Raw genomic sequence first — 16,709 nt, forward strand, 5'->3', positions numbered from 1 at the left:
CTACCCTATCGTCCCATCCGGCCGCTCCTTCCAGAGCACCGGAATCCGGTCCAGGAGGAAAGACATGGACACGCCCGATCCCATCCGCCGCTTTGTCGAAGCCACCAATGCCGGCGACACCGAAGCCTTCCTGGACAGTTTCACGCCGGATGCCTTTCTGAGCGACTGGGGCCGGTCGTTCCGGGGCCGCGAGCAGATTGCGCGCTGGAACCAGTCGGACAATATCGGCGTGCAGTCCAGGTTCAGCATCCTCGGCATCGCAGCAGCGGACGGCACCTGCCGCGTTCGCATCGCCGTCGAAGGCAACGGTTTCAACGGCGAGGGCGATATGGTCTTCACGCTGGACGGCGAGCGTATATCGAGCCTGGTGATCAGCTGACGCAGCCCAGCTGGTCTTTACTCCCGCAGGCTTCTCGCCACCAGCCGCGCCACGCTTGGGCCGACCAGAAGCACGATCAGGAAGCGTGCCGATTGCAGCGCCATGACGAAGGATATGTCGACATGCTGCGCGGCGGCGGCGATGATGGCGACGCTGTCCATGCCGCCCGGGCTGGTTGCCAGATAGGCGGTCAGCGGATCGATGCCGAGCAGGCGGCTGATCAGGAAGCGAGGCCGCCGCAAAAGCCGATCAGGGCAATGATCGAGCCGACGATCTGCGGCAGCGCGCGGGCCGCGTGGCGCAAAATGGCCCTGGTGAAATTCAGGCCGATGCTCCAGCCGATCGTCGTATAGCTCAAGGCAAGCAGCCAGGGCGGCAACTGCATGGTCACGCCGAGCCCAAGATGGATCACGGTGCCGAAAATGAAGGTGCCGAGGAAGAACGGCGACGGCAGCCGGAAAATCTTGCCGGCGAGGCCGCCAACCAGCGCCACGCCGAAAGTCGCGGCTAAGCCTTGCGGGTCGACCGGTGGGAACCAGACGATGGCCGGCACCTCGATGCCCGAGGTGTCGACCCAGAGCTTGGCCACCAGGGCTGCCGTCATCGAGACGCAGATTACGCGCAGATAAAGCATGAAGGCGACGAGGCGCTGGTCGGTGCCGAACGCACCGGCCATCAGCACCATGGCGGTGGCGGCGCCCGGCGACGAGCCCCAGACCGCGGTGGTGCCGGGCAGGATGCGCCAGCGGCTGATCAGCCAGCCGAGCAGGCTGGATGCCGCGACCGTCGCCATCACGACCCCAAGGAACAGCGGCCATTCCTTGTAGAAGACGGGAAAGATATCGGCCGAGATGGAACTGGCGACCAGGCAGCCGACGACCGCCTGGGCTGAGCCGAACAGAACCCGCGGCACGCGCACCGTGGCGCCGTTGGTGCCGGCGACGATGGCCGCCAGCATCGGTCCGATCAAGAGCGCGGCCGGCAGGGCGGCGAGTTCCAGCGCGCCGGCAAACAGCACCGAGACCACCACCAGGACGGGCCACTGCCAGGCCTTGTGGATCCGCGCCAGGTGCTCGATGGCCGGCGGGTTCGGGGAAGAATCCATAGATGGGCTCTTAGACCGGCCGCGAAAAAATGCGAACCCTTTTTGCGGGGTTGGCCTTGGGTGACGACTGCACTAGGAGATGGCCGGCAGGCCAGAGGGGGGCGCTGTCCCGCCGGCCTCTCCCTCTATTCCGCCTTCACTGGCAAGCCGAACCCGCCAACAGGATGCGTCTCCACCTGGAACTCGAACCCGGCGATGATCGGCCGTGCCTTGGCGATTGCCGCCTGGATTTCGGGCAGCTGCAGCGAAGCCTTGTGGCTTTCGGCATCGGTCCACACCTCGGTCACCCAGATCGCGTCGGCATCGGCCGGATCGGTGGCGATGATGTAGTTCAGGCAGCCGGGCATGGCGCCGGTGCTGGCGAGCAGGATATCCATCATTGCGTCACGCTGGCCGCGCATCGCCCGCATCTTGCCGATCAGTCCGTACATTCGCTTTGCTCCGTTGAGATGACGCAACCAGGAGTATGCAGTTCGCCGTCTACGGCATCAACTGCCCGCCATTGACCTCGATCACCTGGCCGATGATGTAGCCGCTCAACAGATCGGAGGAGAGGAACAGATAGGCGCCGACGCAGTCCTCGGCCGTGCCGGCGCGGCCCTGCGGGATGGTGGCGATCATGCCTTTCATCTGGTCGTCGGTCGAGTAGCGCTCGTGGAAAGGGGTGGCGATGGTGCCGGGCGCCACCGCGTTGACGCGGATGTTGAAGCCGATCAGCTCCTTGGCCATGCCGCGCGTGACGTTGGAGACGAAGGCTTTGGCCGAGCCGTAAAGGCCGGCGCCGCCACCGGCGCCGTTGCGCGCGGCGATCGAGGAGGTGTTGACGATGAAGCCGCCCTGCCGCTTCAGCCATGGGATCGCCTTGCGCGAAGCTGTCAGCACGGAACGCGCGTTGAGATCCATCACCGCGTCGTAATGCGCTTCGGTCTGCTCGGCATAGGGCACGCGGCCGAGCATGCCGCCGGCATTGTTGACGAGGCCGTCGAGCCGGCCGAAATGTTGCGCACTGTCCTCGACGACGCGCTCGACATCGGCGGGGATCGAGAAATCGCCCTGGGCGAGGAACACGTCGCCGCCGCCGTTGCGAATGGTCGCGGCCAGGTTTTCGGCAGCCGCGCGGCTCGAATTGTAATGCAGCGCGACGCGGCATTTCTGCGCGGCGTAGGCGAGTGCGAGCGCCGCGCCGATGCCGGTCGAGGCGCCGGTCACCAGGACCGCCTTTCCGGCAAGGTCGGGGATGACCAGAGAGGGGCTGACAAGGGTGGTGGTGGCTGGCACGTCTATTCCTCCGGGGACTCTGCCTGCTCTTCGTAGGCCCTCGCAGTCCTCGCGTTCAAGTCCGTAAAAGTTTAGAGCGGTTCACCGTTTCACGGAAACGGCGAACCGCTCCCTCTTTGTCTTGACGCAATTCCGGACGGAAAACCGTTTCACACTTTTCCTGGAATTGCCCTATGGCCTGAGATAGGCGTAGCCCTGGCGTTGCAATTCGGCGAGCTTGACGACGCCGCCCCTGTCGGCTGCATGGAAGCCGTCGAGCAGGTCGGCCAGGCCGATATCCATGCCGTGCATGGTGTTGGCGCAAGCGTGCGGGCTGAGCCCATCCTGGACAAGGCCGGCGAACCGCCCGGAAATGGCGGCCGATATGCCCTTCGACTTGAAGGCGGCAAGTGCTGGGCCGTGCACGACAAGCGCGATGTCGACTTTGCCGTCGGTGCCTTCGAAGTGGTTCTTGATGTTGCCGAGCACGAAATTGACCTTGTCGAGGTCGCTGAGGTGATAGGCGACCTTTTGCCTTTCCTCTTCGGCCGCCGCCGGCTTGACTTCACTAGCTGCGGCCTTGATGGGGCGCAGCCCGAAAAGCCCGGCGGCCCCGGCAAGACCGACGCGGAAAATATCGCGGCGTCGCATGGCTTCATCTCCCATTTGGCCGGCCGGCGCAAATTGCGTGGCCTCGGCCTCGATCCTAACATAAGTTCACGCCATGTCTTGTCGGGGCAGGGGGAGCCAGCATGATATCAAGGACCGTGATGGGCGCCGGAGTTGGGGTTGCCTTGCTCGCCGCCGTCGCCGGCTCTGCTTTCGCCGATGACACGCTCAAACTCACCGAGCTCAGCCCCGACGGCAAGGACGCCTGCTTCGGCCGCGTCTATGACGCCGCGCATCTCAAGTCGCATCCGCAGCAGAAGGTGACGCGCATCTTCTTCTATTACGGCCGCGATCCGGTCAGCCGGCCAAACGAGGAGCCAAGCACCGGCATCGATTCCTCCTACAATGGCTTCATGGCGACGACGGTGCGCGGCGCCGAGGCGCCTGAATGGCTCGGCGGCTGGTGCAGTCATGAGTCGGAGGACGGCAAGACCGGCCCGATCCGTTGCGGCATGGACTGCGACCGCACCATGGCTTCGCTGAAGGTCGACGACAAAGGCCGGCTGATCGTCTCGGACGTGCAGCCCGACCTCTATCTCGACGCGGGATCGGAAGACGAGCTCGGCAAGGCGGAGTATGAAAGGCAGGCGCTGGGCAAGGACGACAACGGCTTCAGGCTCGACCCGATGCCGGCCGCCACCTGCAAGGCGGAGTTCGCGCGCATCGACCCGATCGACCCGGCCCTTGGCCCGCCATTGCGCGAGCGGCTGAAGCCGGACCAGCCCTTCTGCTACGGACGCGACTACGACGCCGAGCATCTCGGCTCGCATCCCGATCAGCTGACCCAGTCGATCAGGGTTTTCCGCGGACCGGTCGAGCTGGCGTCTTTCGCCAAGGAGGGCGATCCGGCCAATTGGCCAAGCGGCGCCGATATCGCCGTTTCGGTTACCACGCGGCAGAAATCGGCCAAGGTCACGCAGGTCTATAACTGTCAGGGCGAGGGCGACCAGTGGCGCTGCGCGGCGAGCGCGAAGACGGGTGCTGCCTCCTGCGATATCGGGCAACAGGAGGTCTTCCTTCGCCGCGGCGCCAACGGCACGATGATGCTGGCCAACCCGAACAGCGGTCTGCCGATCATCGATCTGTGTTCGGCGGAGGGCGACACAATGTCCGACGACAAGGTCTACCGGCTGGAGCCGATGCCGCAGGCTGCCTGCGGGCTGTAGCAGTTCAGAGACGCGATGCCGGCGGGACAGCACCCCCCTCTGTCCTGCCGGACATCTCCCCCTCAAGGGGGGAGATCGGCAGCTTCACCGACAGCGTTCTTCTTTGAAAATTGGCGAAAGCCGAAGCGACATCCAATCTCCACCCTTGAGGGGGAGATGTCCGGCAGGACAGAGGGGGGTGCTGTCCCGCCAACCTCAAGGTTTTGGATGGCGGCGTCCCGCTATCGCCTCACGCGAACGGCACGGCGGTCGTGCCTTTGGGCAGTTTCGCTTCGTCGTCGGGTTCGACATGGATGATGACCCGCACGGAAGGGATCTCTGCCTGCAGCGCGTCCTCGATGCGGTCGCAGATGACGTGGCTGGCGCCGACCGACATGTCGGCGTCGACGACCAGGTGGAACTCGATGAAGGTGGCGCGGCCGGCGATGCGCGTCTTCAGGTCGTGGACCTCGAGCGCGCCCTTGCAATTGGCCGAGATGATGTCGCGTATGCGGATATGTTCCTGGGTGTCGACCGCGCGGTCCATCAGCCCGTTCATCGACGAGCCGATGACGTGCCAGCCCTGCCACAGAATGTTCAGCGCCACGATCACCGCAAGAGCCGGATCGAGAACCTGCCAGCCGGTCAGTACGGCGCCGACCAGGCCGATGAACACACCGACCGAGGTCGCCACGTCGGTCATGATGTGCCTGCCGTCGGCAACGAGAGCCGGCGATTTTTCGCGTCGGCCGGTGCGGATCAGCGTCAAGGCCCAGACGGCGTTGATGACCGTTGCGACGCCATTGACGGCAAGGCCGGTCCATGGCTTTTCCAGCAGGGCGGGATGCTGCCAGGACCACCAGACCTCATTGAGGATCAGCAAGGCGGCAAGCACGATCAGCACGCCTTCGAGGACGGCCGAGAAATACTCGGCCTTGTGGTGGCCGAACGGATGGTCCTGGTCGGCTGGCTTGTAGCTGACCTGGATCGCCCAATAGGCGGCGGCAGAGGCAATGACGTTGACGATCGATTCCAGCGCGTCCGAATAAAGCGCGACCGAACCGGTGACGTACCAGGCCACCAGCTTCAGGCCGAGCACGACGCAGGCGACGACGATCGACCAGAAGGCGAGGCTGGCGACCTTCTGCCTGGCGGCGGCTTTGATTTCCGCCGCGGTCACTGGGGAAAAGATCCCAACACTGAGCCCTCGAACTAAGCGGCCTTTTCCTTGGCCTTGCGCGGCAGGTGCGCGACGATGTTCTCGATGATGCGCATGCCGGCATTGTGGCCGAGCGTCATGATCGATTCCGGGTGGAACTGCACTGCGGCGATCGGCTCCTTGCGGTGCTCGAAGGCCATGATGATGCCGTCCTCGGTCTCGGCGGTGACGACAAAACCATCGGGCAGCCGTACCGGATCGGCAAAGATCGAATGATAGCGGCCGACCGTCACCTCCTTGGGCAGGCCGGAGAAGATGATGCCCGGCTTCGACACGCGGATGCGCGACGGCTTGCCATGCATCGGGATGTGCAGTTGGCGCAGCTCGCCGCCATAGGCCTCGGCCAGCGCCTGCAGCCCGAGGCAGACGCCGAAGATCGGCAGGTCGCGCGCACGGGCCCGCTTGATGGTGGCGGCGCAGTCGAAGTCCTTCGGCGTGCCGGGGCCGGGCGAGAGCACGACCAGGTTTGGCTTCAGCCGGTCGAAGATCTCGTCCGGCACCGGTGTGCGCACCGTCGAGACATTGGCGCCGGTCTGGCGGAAATAGTTGGCGAGCGTATGGACGAAACTGTCCTCGTGGTCGACCAGCAGGATGTTGACGCCGTCGCCGACACGCGCGGTGCTGCGTTCGGTGCTGGCGGCATTGCCTGATTTGGCGTCGCGGATGGCGGAGAGCATGGCGGATGCCTTCAGTTCGGTTTCGGCTTCTTCTTCCTCGGGAATGCTGTCGAAGAGCAGCGTGGCGCCGGCGCGCACTTCGGCGATGCCATCCTTGATGCGGATGGTGCGAAGCGTCAGGCCGGTGTTCATGTCGCCGTTGAAATTGACCATGCCGATCGCTCCGCCATACCAGGCGCGCGGGCTCTTCTCGTTCTGCTCGATGAAGCGCATTGCCCATAATTTCGGCGCGCCGGTAACGGTGACGGCCCAGGCATGCGACAGAAAGGCGTCGAAGGCGTCCATGCCTTCGCGCAGCCGCCCCTCGATGTGGTCGACGGTGTGGATCAGGCGGGAGTACATCTCGATCTGGCGGCGGCCGATGACGCGCACCGAGCCCGGCTCGCAGACCCTCGACTTGTCGTTGCGGTCGACGTCCGAGCACATGGTGAGTTCGGATTCGTCCTTCTTCGAATTGAGCAGCTTCAGGATCTGCTCGCTGTCGGAGATGGCGTCGTCGCCGCGCTTGATGGTACCGGAGATCGGGCAGGTCTCGACGCGGCGGCCGTTGACGCGCACGAACATTTCCGGCGAGGCGCCGATCAGATATTCGCCCTCGCCGAGATTGATGAAGAAGGAATAGGGCGAAGGGTTGATGCTCTTCAGCTTGCGGGAAATCTCGGAGGGCTGGGTTTCGCAGCGTTCGTAGAACATCTGCCCCGGCACCACTTCGAACAGGTCGCCACGCTCAAAGCTCTTCATCGCCTTGCGCACCAGCTTGGCATATTCGCCGGGCTCGTGGTCGCCGCGCGGCGGGATGCGGTCGGCGGTCCTGAACGGCTCGACGATTTCGTCGCGCGGCAGGCCTTCGGTCGAGAAGCCATCGCCGGAATAGTCGTAGCGGTCGGTCCAGGCCTTGGTCGAATAGTGGTCGACGACGAGGATCTCGTCGGGCAGGAACAGCACGAGATCGCGCTGGCTTGGCTTGCGCTCGAGCTTATAGTCGACCGGATCGAACTGGAAGGCGAGGTCGTAGCCGAAGGCGCCATAGAGGCCGAGATTGGCATCTTCCTCGGTCTTGAACAAGGCGGTGATGGCACGCAGCACGGTGAAGACGGAGGGAACGCGGCTGCGTTCCTCCTCGGTGAAGACACGGCCGGGCTTGGCAACTTCGAGGCGGACGAGTTTGTTCGACGTCTCGGTGATCGTGACATCGTCAAGGCCGGCAAGCACCGTGCCGATCACCGGCAAAAGCACCTCGCCGCGGCGGTTCAGCGCCTCGATGCGCATGGCGCGGCCGCGTGCCGAGATCACCACCGGCGGATCGATGATGGCGGTGTCCCAGCGCGTATAGCGGCCGGGATATTCGTAATTCGAGGAAAACACGGCGCCGCGGCGCGAATTCAGCCCGTCGACATAGCCATCGATCGCTCCCTCATACGGCCGATCATGGCGCTGGCGGGTAATCGCCACGCCGCCCGCGGTGACGAAGCGCTCGGCGCCATTCTCCAGAATTTTCGTCGTCATTGCCGTCTCCATCAGCGTCTTTGGGGCATCGGACCCGGGAATGGCTTGAAAAAACAAATGGCCGCCCGGACATTCCGCTGCGGCCACCCTCTATTGTCACGCGAACGCGTTCGAACAGGCCGCTGTCAGCGAGCCCACCACCAAATGGTCTTGATCGAACGCATGTTCATGGCGATTCCCATAGCGGCGATTGGCCGGCCGCGCAACTGGATTCAAATGAAGGCTTCAATCCTCCAGCGTCCCCGACCTTGCATCGGCGCTCTTCCTGTCGCCGACCAGCTTCAAGAGGTCTTCGCCGGCGCGGATGACGCGCCGGGAACGCCGCGTCAGGATGAGGCCCGCCTGCGGCGCCAACACTTCCGTGCGGCCGTCGGGCTCGCCGGGCGCGTGGACGATGGTGGCAATGCGCGCACCCTTGGTGACGCGGTCGCCCGGCTTCACGTCGTAGAGGATCGCGCCCGAGCGGGGCGCCGGCATCATCTCGGTGTTTTCGAGCGGCGCGACAATACCGGTAAAAAAACTTGGCCCAACGAAGCTGCCAGGCGCGGGCAGCGCCTGATCCTGGATGACGCCGCGCGCCACCAGCAGCCGATAGAGCCCTTCGGCATCGGCGCCGGCCAGGGCGCCGTCAACATCGAGTATGCCGCGATATTCGACCGTGGTGGCGACGCGCCGGTCCAGGCGCGCCACGTCGGCTGGAGCGTTCTGATACGGCATGATCGAGGCGCCTTCGAAGGTGCCGTCGGGATCTTCGTGCCACAGCATCACCGCATCGACGCCCATGGCCGCTGCACAATCCGCCATGGCCGGCCACAGGCTGGTGTGGACATAAAGATAGGCGAGGCCCTCATCGTCGCAATGCAGGTCGAGCACAATGTCGTGGCCGATGGAGAGCTGCAGCAGCCGCGTTTTCAGCCGCTGGTCGACCGTGCCGTGCGTCGGCAGCAGGGCGACGTCGGGCGCGGCGAGCCGCGGAAAGCCGCGATTGAAATTGGTGCGCGTGCCCAGATGAAAGCGGCCCTGATGGTCGCCGTAAAGATATTGCGCGCGGCCGATCGGATTGGCCCAGGGCACGATGGTCATATTGCCGGTGATGCGGCCTTCGGCTTCCGCCTTGCTGAGCATCGGTATCAGCGTGTCGATGGCGACGACGCCCGGCAATTCGCCAGCATGAAGCGCCGCCTGCAGATAGGCGGAAGGCGCCGTCTTGTCCGACCCGGCGAAGCGGAAGACGGGGAATTCGTAGGAAACGCCTTCGCTGTCGCCGGCGATGCGTTCGATGGACTTCTGCATGCTGCCTCCGTCAAGAGTTCGGAAGACATGCCCGTCGCCGGCGCGCTTGTCGATTGGGCCAGCCAGCGGCGCTATGGGCGCAATGAGCCTCCCTGCGGGATGCGCGAGGGGTCGCGCGATACGCCCGGTTCACACCAGCGGCTTCAATTCCTGGGCGATGGTCGGCAGAAGCTCCGAGACGTTCGGGTGGATGTGGACGGCGCGCGCCAGCGTGCTGACCGGCGCCTTGGCATACATCAGGTCGAGCACGCAGTGCACCGCCTCGTCGCCGCCCGGGCCGAGCACCGAACAGCCGAGGATCTCCCTGGTGTCGGCATCGACCAGGATCTTCATGAAGCCTTGCGTCTCACCTTTTTCGACTGCACGGCTGACGCGGGTCATTGGCCGCTGGCCGACCAAGGCGCGGCGGCCGGATTTCCTTACCGCTATCTCGGTCATGCCGCAGCGGCCGAGTGGTGGGTCGATATAGAGCGCATAGGCCTCGATGCGGTCGCTGACCTTGCGCGGATCGTTGTCGAGCAGGTTGGCGGCGACGATCTCATAATCGTTGTAGGAGGTGTGGGTGAAGGCGCCCTTGCCGTTGCAGTCGCCCATCGCCCAGATGCCGGGCACGCTGGTGCGCAACTGGTCGTCGACGACGATGAAGCCGCGTTTGTCGACCTCGACGCCGGCTTTGTCGAGGCCGAGATCGTCGGTGTTTGGCGTACGGCCGAGCGCCAGCAGAACATGCGAGCCGACCGCAGCCGCCTTGCCTGGCGAGAAGGTCACGGCGATTTCGTTGCCTCGCCTGGCGAAGCGGATGTCGTCGGCGCCGAGATGGACGGCAATGGCTTCGTTTTCGAGGATCGACAAAATGGCGTCCGAGACGTCCTCGTCCTCGCGGCCGATCAGCCGCGGGCTCTTTTCGATCACCGTGACCTCTGAACCGAAACGGCGGAACATCTGCGCGAATTCGAGCGAGACATAGCTGCCGCCGACGACGATGAGATGGCGCGGCAGCTCGTCGAGATCCATCATCGACGAGTTGGTCAGGTAAGAAATGCCGTCGATGCCGGGCAGGTCGGGCACCGAGGCGCGCCCGCCGGTGTTGAGGAATATCTTTTCGGCGCTCAGCAGATCGTCGCCGACGCGCACCGTGTTGGCGCTTACGAAGCGCGCATGGCCGCGATAGAGCGTGCATTTGTCCATGCCGGCAATCCAGTCTTCGAGATTGCCGCGGGCGTCGTTGGAGACCTTGTCCTTGCGCGCCTTGATCGCCTTGTAGTTTACACTGACGGGACCGGAGAGCGTCACGCCATAATCCGCGGCGGAGCGGGCGAGATGCGCGGCATAGGCGCTTGCCACCATCGTTTTGGTCGGCGTACAGCCGGTGTTGACGCAAGTGCCGCCGACCAGCTTTCGCTCGATCAGCGCCACGCTCATGCCGGCCGCATTCAGCCGGCCGGCGAGCGGCGGGCCCGCCTGCCCGGCACCGACGATGATGGCATCGAATGTCTTTGCAGTCATGCCGCCGCCGCCACGATCAGAAGCCCGCCGGCGATCGCCACCGCGTCCTCGATGAAGGCGGCGGGCGGGTCCTTACCGAAGGCGGTGGCCAGGCGCTTGCGCGCCTCGGCGCCGCCCAGCGTGCCGATCACCGCACCAACGGCGCCGGCGATCAGGCCGCCTATGGTGGCGCCGCCGGTGGCGCCGATCACCGCGCCGGTGAACGCGCCCAGGACGATGCGCGTGCCGAATTGCTGCGGCACCTTGCGGCTCGGCGTCGATGGCAGCTGGTCGGTGACCAGTTCGGCGATGGCCAGGATGGTGAAGACGCCGACGGCGATCCAGTGGCCCATGAAGCTCGCCCAGGTGCCGGCGACCGGCAACCAGCCAAGCCAGGCGCCCCAGGCGACCCCGGCGGGCGCGGTCATGGCGCGAAGCCCGGCAACGACGCCAATCAGGAGTGCAAGAATGTACAGCATGATCGATCCCCTCGATGGCCGGCTTGGGACAGGTCCGAGAGAGCAAGCTACCATAGGTCGGGTATTTGACCAGAGGTGGTGTCGCCGCCGGCGCTTCCGTATTTTCACCACTTGTGCTTTGGCAGAGTTGAAACTGGAGTTGCGGCCATGACGGCGAGCGAACACACGAAAATGGCGGCGGGCGAGTGGTATCGCTGCCTCGATCCGGAATTGGAGGCGCTGCGCATCACAGCGCGTGACGCGGTGTTCGAGCATAACAGCCTGCCGCCCCGGCAGCGCGGCGACATCGGGCCTGGATTGCGGGCGCTGCTCGGCGCTGCGGGCGAGGGCGCCCGGATCGAAGCGCAGTTCCACTGTGCCTATGGCTTCAACATCTTTCTCGGCGACCGCGTCTTCCTCAATGCCGGCTGCACCATCCTCGACACGGCGCCAGTGCGCATCGGCAAGGGAACGCTGCTCGGCCCCAATGTGCAGATCTATTGCGCCGAGCACCACAAGGAGGCTGCGGGGCGGCAGGCAGGGCTGGAGATCGCCAGGCCCGTCGAGATCGGCGACAATGCCTGGAGCGGCGGCAGTGCCATCATCCTCGGCGGGGTCAGGATAGGCGACGGCGCCATCGTCGGCGCCGGTGCCGTGGTGACGCGCGACGTCGCGGCGAACACCACGGTGGTTGGTAATCCGGCACGGATAATCAGGAACGGCTGAGCACCTGTGCTTCCGTCGCCGGTCATGTCGTCGTTCTGGTGGACATGGGGGCGGCTGTGTCACTTGGCCGGAGGTGGATGCAACCGTGTGTCGAGCGCAAACGCCTCCTGGGTCTTCATGGCGTATGCCCCTCTGGCGAGGCTCGCGTCGAAGATCAGGTTCCAGCTATGCTGCGATACGGCGCTCGGAATCACAACGAAGCGGTGCCGTTGCAGAAGATCGTCGCCAAACGCCTGTTGTCCGGAGCTCGGAATGCCCGGGCGCAACCAGTTGGGGTTGGGCACGGCCGCAGGGTCGACGATATGCACATCCGCGACATCGCTGACGATCGCTGCCGTCATGACATGCGCTATCGTGTCGAGCGCCCTGAAGCCCTTATGGACCGCAACTTCGAGGATCGCAGTCGACGGATCGATCGAGCAGTAGACGGCGCGCACGCCCTTGCTGTTCCAGCGTCCGCCCACCCTGTATGCGCCCTCGCCACTATCCCATGCAGGCGCAAACGCGGCTTGATCCAGGCGCCATCCGATGAGGTCGGAGCCACCAAGCGCCGCCGGCAGCGGCGTCATGCATAAACGCCATATTCAAGCCGTTCCAGATAGTCTTCTACAAGCTCGATCCCCGGCGGTGTCGCCAGAAGGTCGATTGGACGACGCTGGTCGAGCCCAATCGCCGGGCGCTCCAGCCATTGCTCTGCCTCCACCTGCGAACCGAACACGTCGGTCGCTTTCGACAGGATCTCCGCGAACTTCCAGGTTCGTCCGCTCTGGTCCTGACTGAGAGGCTTGGAAGGAGCATCCTTGCGGCGCTGGTAGGTGCGTAGGCTCATGCCGACGGCCTTCTCCAGCGAATCAGTCTTCTGGATGAAGACGAGTTGCCCGATAAGATGGTCCAGCGCTGAAGCCGGCAGGCCGTGCAGAAGCAACTCGTGGGCATCCAAAGCGCTGCTGAGGCGCCTTGCCAGAATGCGGCTGCCGCCTAGCAATTTCGCCACCTTCTGAAGTTCATTGTTTTTTGCTGCTGGCGCAGCCTTTTCCAATACCATCGCCACGGCGAGCCCTCTTCGCGTCATCTGTCGCTTTAATATATGACAGATGACGCAGAGCCTTTCAAGTACGACAGGATCGAGAGCAGGGCAAATGCTCCGAGAAAAAGATAGCCTGCTCGGGCCGGATGGCAGTCCAACGTCGGCACTGAAGCGATTGCCCTGGAATCGAGCGCGAGCCGAATTTCACCTCGGCATGTGCGCCACGCGCTCCTCCTGAGCACTCTTCGAGAATTCGCGCCGGTACTGCGCCGGCGAGGTTCTGAGCCGCGCCGCGAAATGCTGGCGCAGCGAGGTGGCGCTGCCGAAACCGGCCTCGAAGGCAACCGTGTCCATCGATTTCTCCGTTGCCTCCAGCAGCCGCTGCGCCAGCTGGACGCGCTGGTCGGTCAGCCAGTCACCAAAACTGGTGCCGATCGTTTTCTGGAAACGGCGCGTGAACGTCCGGCGGGTGAGGCCGGCGTGACCGGCAACGCTGTCCAGACTGTGCGGCTCACCCAGGGTTTTGCGCACCGCTTCGAGAGCCTGGGTGAAGCGGTCCGCATTGCCGGTCCTGGCGATGGGACGTTCGATGAATTGAGCCTGCCCGCCCTGCCTATGCGGAGAAAGCACGATCTGCCGGGCCAGGCGAAGTGCCGCCTCCGCGCCGTAACGAGCCCGTACGACGTGCAGGCAGCAGTCGAGCCCGGCGGCGACGCCGGCGGATGTCACGACGTCGCCATTGTCGATGTAGAGCACTTCCGGTTCGACGAGAATGTCGGGATAGAGTTCCTGCAGCTGATCCGCGTAGGCCCAGTGCGTCGCCGCTCGCCGCCCCGAAAGCAGTCCGGTCGCCGCAACAGCGAACGTTCCCAAGCACAGCCCGACGATCAGCGCGCCGCGCTCGTGCGCGCCAAGCAACGCGTCGATCAATGCGGCTGGAGGCGAGCTCCCGAGATCCTTCCAGCTTGGCACGATGACGATGTCGGCGTCATCGAGCGCGGAAAGCCCGTGCGGGACGCTGATGGTCAGCCCGGCATCGGTGCGGATCGGCCCGTCCTCAATCGCGCAGACCCGGAAGTCGAAGCGCGGCAGGCCGAGCTCCGTGCGATCCGCGCCGAACACGAGACACGGCACGGAGAGATGAAACGGGCTGATGCCATCGAAGGCGATGGCGGCAACGGCAGGATCGGTCATGGGAGCTCCAGCAACGGGTGAGGCCGATTGTCCCAATTCTTTCGAATAATGTCAATCGGGACACTTTTTGCAATCCGGTGCCGAGTTTATCGTCCACCCATCACTGTCCAACGGGAAAGGAACCCCCATGTCGCACCCAGCCACAGGTAAAGCTCCACGCCGCGCCCTCATCGTCATCGACGTTCAAAACGACTATGACGGCGGCAACCTCGCCATCCAGCATCCGCCCTTCCGCGAGAGCGTCGTCAATGTAGCGCGAGCGATGGATGCGGCCACCGAGGCAGGCGTCAAGGTGGTGGTCGTCAAGCAGTTGGCACCGGAAACCTCACCGGTTTTCGCCAAGGGCAGCCACGGCGCCGAGTTGCACCCGGAAATCGCCAGGCGAAACCGCGACCACTATGTCGAAAAACACCTGCCAAGCGCCTTCACCGGCACCGACCTCGAGGAGTGGCTGCGCGCCAACTCTATCGATACGATCACTGTCATCGACTACATGACGCATAATTGCGACCTCTCGACGGTCATCCACGCCGTGCATATGGGCTTCGAGGTGGAGTTCCTATCGGACGCAACGGGGTCATTGCCCTACGCCAACAGCGCCGGCTACGCGTCGGAGGAGGAAATCCATCGCGTCATGACGATCGTCCTGCAATCGCGCTTCGCGGCCGTTCTCAAAACCGCCGAATGGATCGAGTGCCTGAAGACCGGCGTGGTACCCCAGCACGACACACCCTATGCCTCCAACCAGCGCGCGCTGGCGCGGAGCGCAGCGTAGGAGACCATTGCGGACAGGCAGAAGGGCGCCGCAGCGTTGCGGCGCCCTTTGCCGTACGAGCACTGATTATCCCTAAAACAGGCCTTCGATCTGGCCGATTTCGTTCAGGAAGATCTTTTCCGACGATGGCGCTTTGGGCAGACCGGGCATGGTCATGACCTCGCCGCAGATGATGACGACGAAGCCGGCGCCGGCAGACAGCCTGACCTCGCGCACCGGTACGGTGTGGCCGGTCGGCGCGCCGCGCAGATTCGGATCGGTCGAGAAGGAATATTGCGTCTTGGCCATGCAGACCGGCAGGTGGCCATAGCCGGCGTGCTCCCAGGCATGGAGCTGATCGCGCACCGACTTGTCGGCGATCGCTTCGGAACCGCGATAGATGCGCTGGACGATGGTGTTGATCTTCTCGAACAGCGGCATGGCGTCGGGATAAAGCGGGGCAAATTGCGACGCGCCGGATTCGGCCAATGCCACGACCCTTTTGGCCAGTTCCTCGATGCCGGCCGATCCCTGGGCCCAGTGCTTGCACAGGATCGCCTCTTCGCCCATCGAGGCGACGTAGTCCTTCATCGCCTGGATCTCGGCCTCTGTGTCGGAGTAGAAATGGTTGATGGCGACCACAGCCGGCACACCGAACTGGCGGATGTTCTCGATGTGGCGGCCGAGATTCGCACATCCCTTCTTGACCGCCTCGACGTTCTCCTTGCCGAGGTCCTCCTTCTTGACGCCGCCATTCATCTTCATGGCGCGAACCGTGGCGACGATGACCGCCGCTGCCGGCCTCAGGCCGGCCTTGCGGCATTTGATGTCGAAGAACTTTTCGGCACCGAGATCGGCACCAAAACCGGCTTCGGTGACGACGTAATCGGCTAGCTTCAGCGCCGTCGTGGTGGCAACCACGGAGTTGCAGCCATGCGCGATGTTGGCGAAGGGGCCGCCATGGACGAAAGCCGGGTTGTTCTCCAGCGTCTGCACGAGATTGGGCTGCATGGCGTCCTTCAGGAGTACGGCCATCGCGCCGTCGGCCTTGAGGTCGCGGGCATAGACGGCCGACTTGTCGCGACGATAGGCGACGATGATGTCGCCGAGGCGCTTTTCCAGGTCCTTCAAGTCGGTCGACAGGCACAGGATGGCCATAACTTCCGAGGCGACTGTGATGTCGAAACCGGCCTCGCGCGGGAAACCGTTGGCGACGCCGCCGAGCGAACAGATGATCTCGCGCAGCGACCGGTCGTTCATGTCCATGACGCGGCGCCAGACGACACGGCGGGTGTCGATGCCGAGCTCGTTGCCCCAATAGATGTGGTTGTCGATCAGCGCCGACAGCAAGTTATGGGCAGTGGTGATGGCATGGAAATCGCCGGTGAAGTGGAGGTTCATGTCCTCCATCGGCACGACCTGCGCGTAGCCGCCGCCGGCGGCACCGCCCTTGACGCCGAAATTCGGTCCGAGCGAAGCCTCGCGGATGCATACGATGGCCTTCTTGCCGAGGCGGTTGAGGCCATCGCCCAAGCCCACTGTCGTCGTCGTCTTGCCTTCGCCGGCCGGTGTCGGGTTGATGGCGGTGACCAGGATCAGCTTGCCGTCCTTGTTGCCCTTCACCGACTTGATGAACTCGGCCGAGATCTTCGCCTTGTCGTGGCCGTAGGGCAGAAGATGTTCACTCGGAATGCCGATCTTCTGGCCGATCTCCTGGATCAGCTTCTTCCTGGCGCCGCGCGCGATCTCGATGTCGGACTTCACTTCGGCCATGACGGCTTCCCTCTGGATTGGACGGATTTGACTAGTGTGGTC

Annotated in this window: 16 protein-coding genes and 1 pseudogene; 4 read left to right on the top strand and 13 right to left on the bottom strand. The window is 64.3% G+C overall.

From position 1 onward, the window contains the following. Window positions 1–64: 64 nt before the first annotated feature. A complete protein-coding gene (locus NKJ13_RS01930) occupies window positions 65–379 on the top strand; it encodes a nuclear transport factor 2 family protein (protein ID WP_254819134.1) in 315 nt (104 codons plus the stop codon). Window positions 380–396: 17 nt separating this feature from the next. On the opposite strand, the pseudogene NKJ13_RS01935 reads toward NKJ13_RS01930, so the two are convergent. From NKJ13_RS01935 to NKJ13_RS01950, 4 genes and pseudogenes are all read right to left on the bottom strand, one after another. Then, window positions 397–1,484 (bottom strand): annotated as a pseudogene (locus NKJ13_RS01935) (AbrB family transcriptional regulator). 125 nt (window positions 1,485–1,609) lie between these two features. Then, the gene (locus tag NKJ13_RS01940) at window positions 1,610–1,915 is read right to left on the bottom strand and encodes a putative quinol monooxygenase (RefSeq protein WP_352478046.1); all 306 of its coding nucleotides are present in this window, start codon (window positions 1,913–1,915) and stop codon (window positions 1,610–1,612) included. A 49-nt stretch (window positions 1,916–1,964) separates the two neighbouring features. Then, complete coding sequence (locus NKJ13_RS01945) at window positions 1,965–2,762, bottom strand: SDR family NAD(P)-dependent oxidoreductase (RefSeq protein WP_352478045.1); 798 nt, start codon at window positions 2,760–2,762, stop codon at window positions 1,965–1,967. Window positions 2,763–2,933: 171 nt separating this feature from the next. After that, window positions 2,934–3,392: a DsrE family protein gene (locus NKJ13_RS01950; RefSeq protein ID WP_352456435.1), complete on the bottom strand. Its 459-nt coding sequence runs from the start codon at window positions 3,390–3,392 to the stop codon at window positions 2,934–2,936. A gap of 101 nt (window positions 3,393–3,493) precedes the next feature. Here NKJ13_RS01950 and NKJ13_RS01955 point away from each other — a divergent pair, with 101 nt between their 5' ends. Beyond that, window positions 3,494–4,576 (top strand): hypothetical protein, encoded by a 1,083-nt coding sequence (locus NKJ13_RS01955; protein WP_352508985.1) that lies wholly within the window; start codon window positions 3,494–3,496, stop codon window positions 4,574–4,576. 229 nt (window positions 4,577–4,805) lie between these two features. Here NKJ13_RS01955 and NKJ13_RS01960 read toward each other — a convergent pair whose 3' ends face one another. The 5 genes from NKJ13_RS01960 to NKJ13_RS01980 form a co-directional block, all read right to left on the bottom strand. Continuing rightward, complete coding sequence (locus NKJ13_RS01960; protein WP_502896230.1) at window positions 4,806–5,735, bottom strand: cation diffusion facilitator family transporter; 930 nt, start codon at window positions 5,733–5,735, stop codon at window positions 4,806–4,808. A gap of 32 nt (window positions 5,736–5,767) precedes the next feature. Further along, on the bottom strand, window positions 5,768–7,957 hold the full coding sequence (locus tag NKJ13_RS01965) for an anthranilate synthase (protein WP_352737708.1): 2,190 nt from the start codon (window positions 7,955–7,957) through the stop codon (window positions 5,768–5,770). Between the two features lie 225 nt (window positions 7,958–8,182). Continuing rightward, window positions 8,183–9,250, bottom strand: coding sequence for a M14 family metallopeptidase (locus tag NKJ13_RS01970; protein WP_352777006.1), 1,068 nt, complete (start codon window positions 9,248–9,250; stop codon window positions 8,183–8,185). A gap of 129 nt (window positions 9,251–9,379) precedes the next feature. Continuing rightward, on the bottom strand, window positions 9,380–10,756 hold the full coding sequence (locus NKJ13_RS01975) for an FAD-containing oxidoreductase (protein ID WP_352737710.1): 1,377 nt from the start codon (window positions 10,754–10,756) through the stop codon (window positions 9,380–9,382). Further along, window positions 10,753–11,214: a DUF4126 domain-containing protein gene (locus NKJ13_RS01980; protein ID WP_352737711.1), complete on the bottom strand. Its 462-nt coding sequence runs from the start codon at window positions 11,212–11,214 to the stop codon at window positions 10,753–10,755. Before NKJ13_RS01980 ends, NKJ13_RS01975 begins: the two co-directional genes overlap by 4 nt. A gap of 147 nt (window positions 11,215–11,361) precedes the next feature. Between NKJ13_RS01980 and NKJ13_RS01985 the strand changes: the two genes are divergently transcribed. Continuing rightward, window positions 11,362–11,919 carry a sugar O-acetyltransferase gene (locus tag NKJ13_RS01985; RefSeq protein ID WP_352777007.1) on the top strand — a complete coding sequence of 186 codons (558 nt, stop codon included), beginning with the start codon at window positions 11,362–11,364 and terminating at the stop codon, window positions 11,917–11,919. Between the two features lie 59 nt (window positions 11,920–11,978). On the opposite strand, the gene NKJ13_RS01990 is transcribed toward NKJ13_RS01985, so the two are convergent. From NKJ13_RS01990 to NKJ13_RS02000, 3 genes are all read right to left on the bottom strand, one after another. Next, window positions 11,979–12,488 (bottom strand): RES family NAD+ phosphorylase, encoded by a 510-nt coding sequence (locus NKJ13_RS01990; RefSeq protein WP_352737713.1) that lies wholly within the window; start codon window positions 12,486–12,488, stop codon window positions 11,979–11,981. Further along, complete coding sequence (gene parS, locus NKJ13_RS01995) at window positions 12,485–12,964, bottom strand: type II RES/Xre toxin-antitoxin system antitoxin (protein WP_352737759.1); 480 nt, start codon at window positions 12,962–12,964, stop codon at window positions 12,485–12,487. Before parS ends, NKJ13_RS01990 begins: the two co-directional genes overlap by 4 nt. A 186-nt stretch (window positions 12,965–13,150) precedes the next feature. After that, entirely contained in the window at window positions 13,151–14,140 is a 990-nt protein-coding gene (locus NKJ13_RS02000; protein ID WP_254819147.1) for a helix-turn-helix domain-containing protein, read from the bottom strand. A 127-nt stretch (window positions 14,141–14,267) separates the two neighbouring features. On the opposite strand from NKJ13_RS02000, the gene NKJ13_RS02005 reads away from it, so the two are divergent. Beyond that, window positions 14,268–14,915 carry a cysteine hydrolase family protein gene (locus tag NKJ13_RS02005; RefSeq protein ID WP_352737714.1) on the top strand — a complete coding sequence of 216 codons (648 nt, stop codon included), beginning with the start codon at window positions 14,268–14,270 and terminating at the stop codon, window positions 14,913–14,915. A gap of 72 nt (window positions 14,916–14,987) precedes the next feature. Here NKJ13_RS02005 and NKJ13_RS02010 read toward each other — a convergent pair whose 3' ends face one another. Further along, a complete protein-coding gene (locus NKJ13_RS02010) occupies window positions 14,988–16,667 on the bottom strand; it encodes a formate--tetrahydrofolate ligase (RefSeq protein WP_352777010.1) in 1,680 nt (559 codons plus the stop codon). Window positions 16,668–16,709 lie beyond the last annotated feature (42 nt).

It is taken from the genome of Mesorhizobium sp. M0174, from assembly GCF_040322275.1.
Lineage (GTDB): Bacteria > Pseudomonadota > Alphaproteobacteria > Rhizobiales > Rhizobiaceae > Mesorhizobium.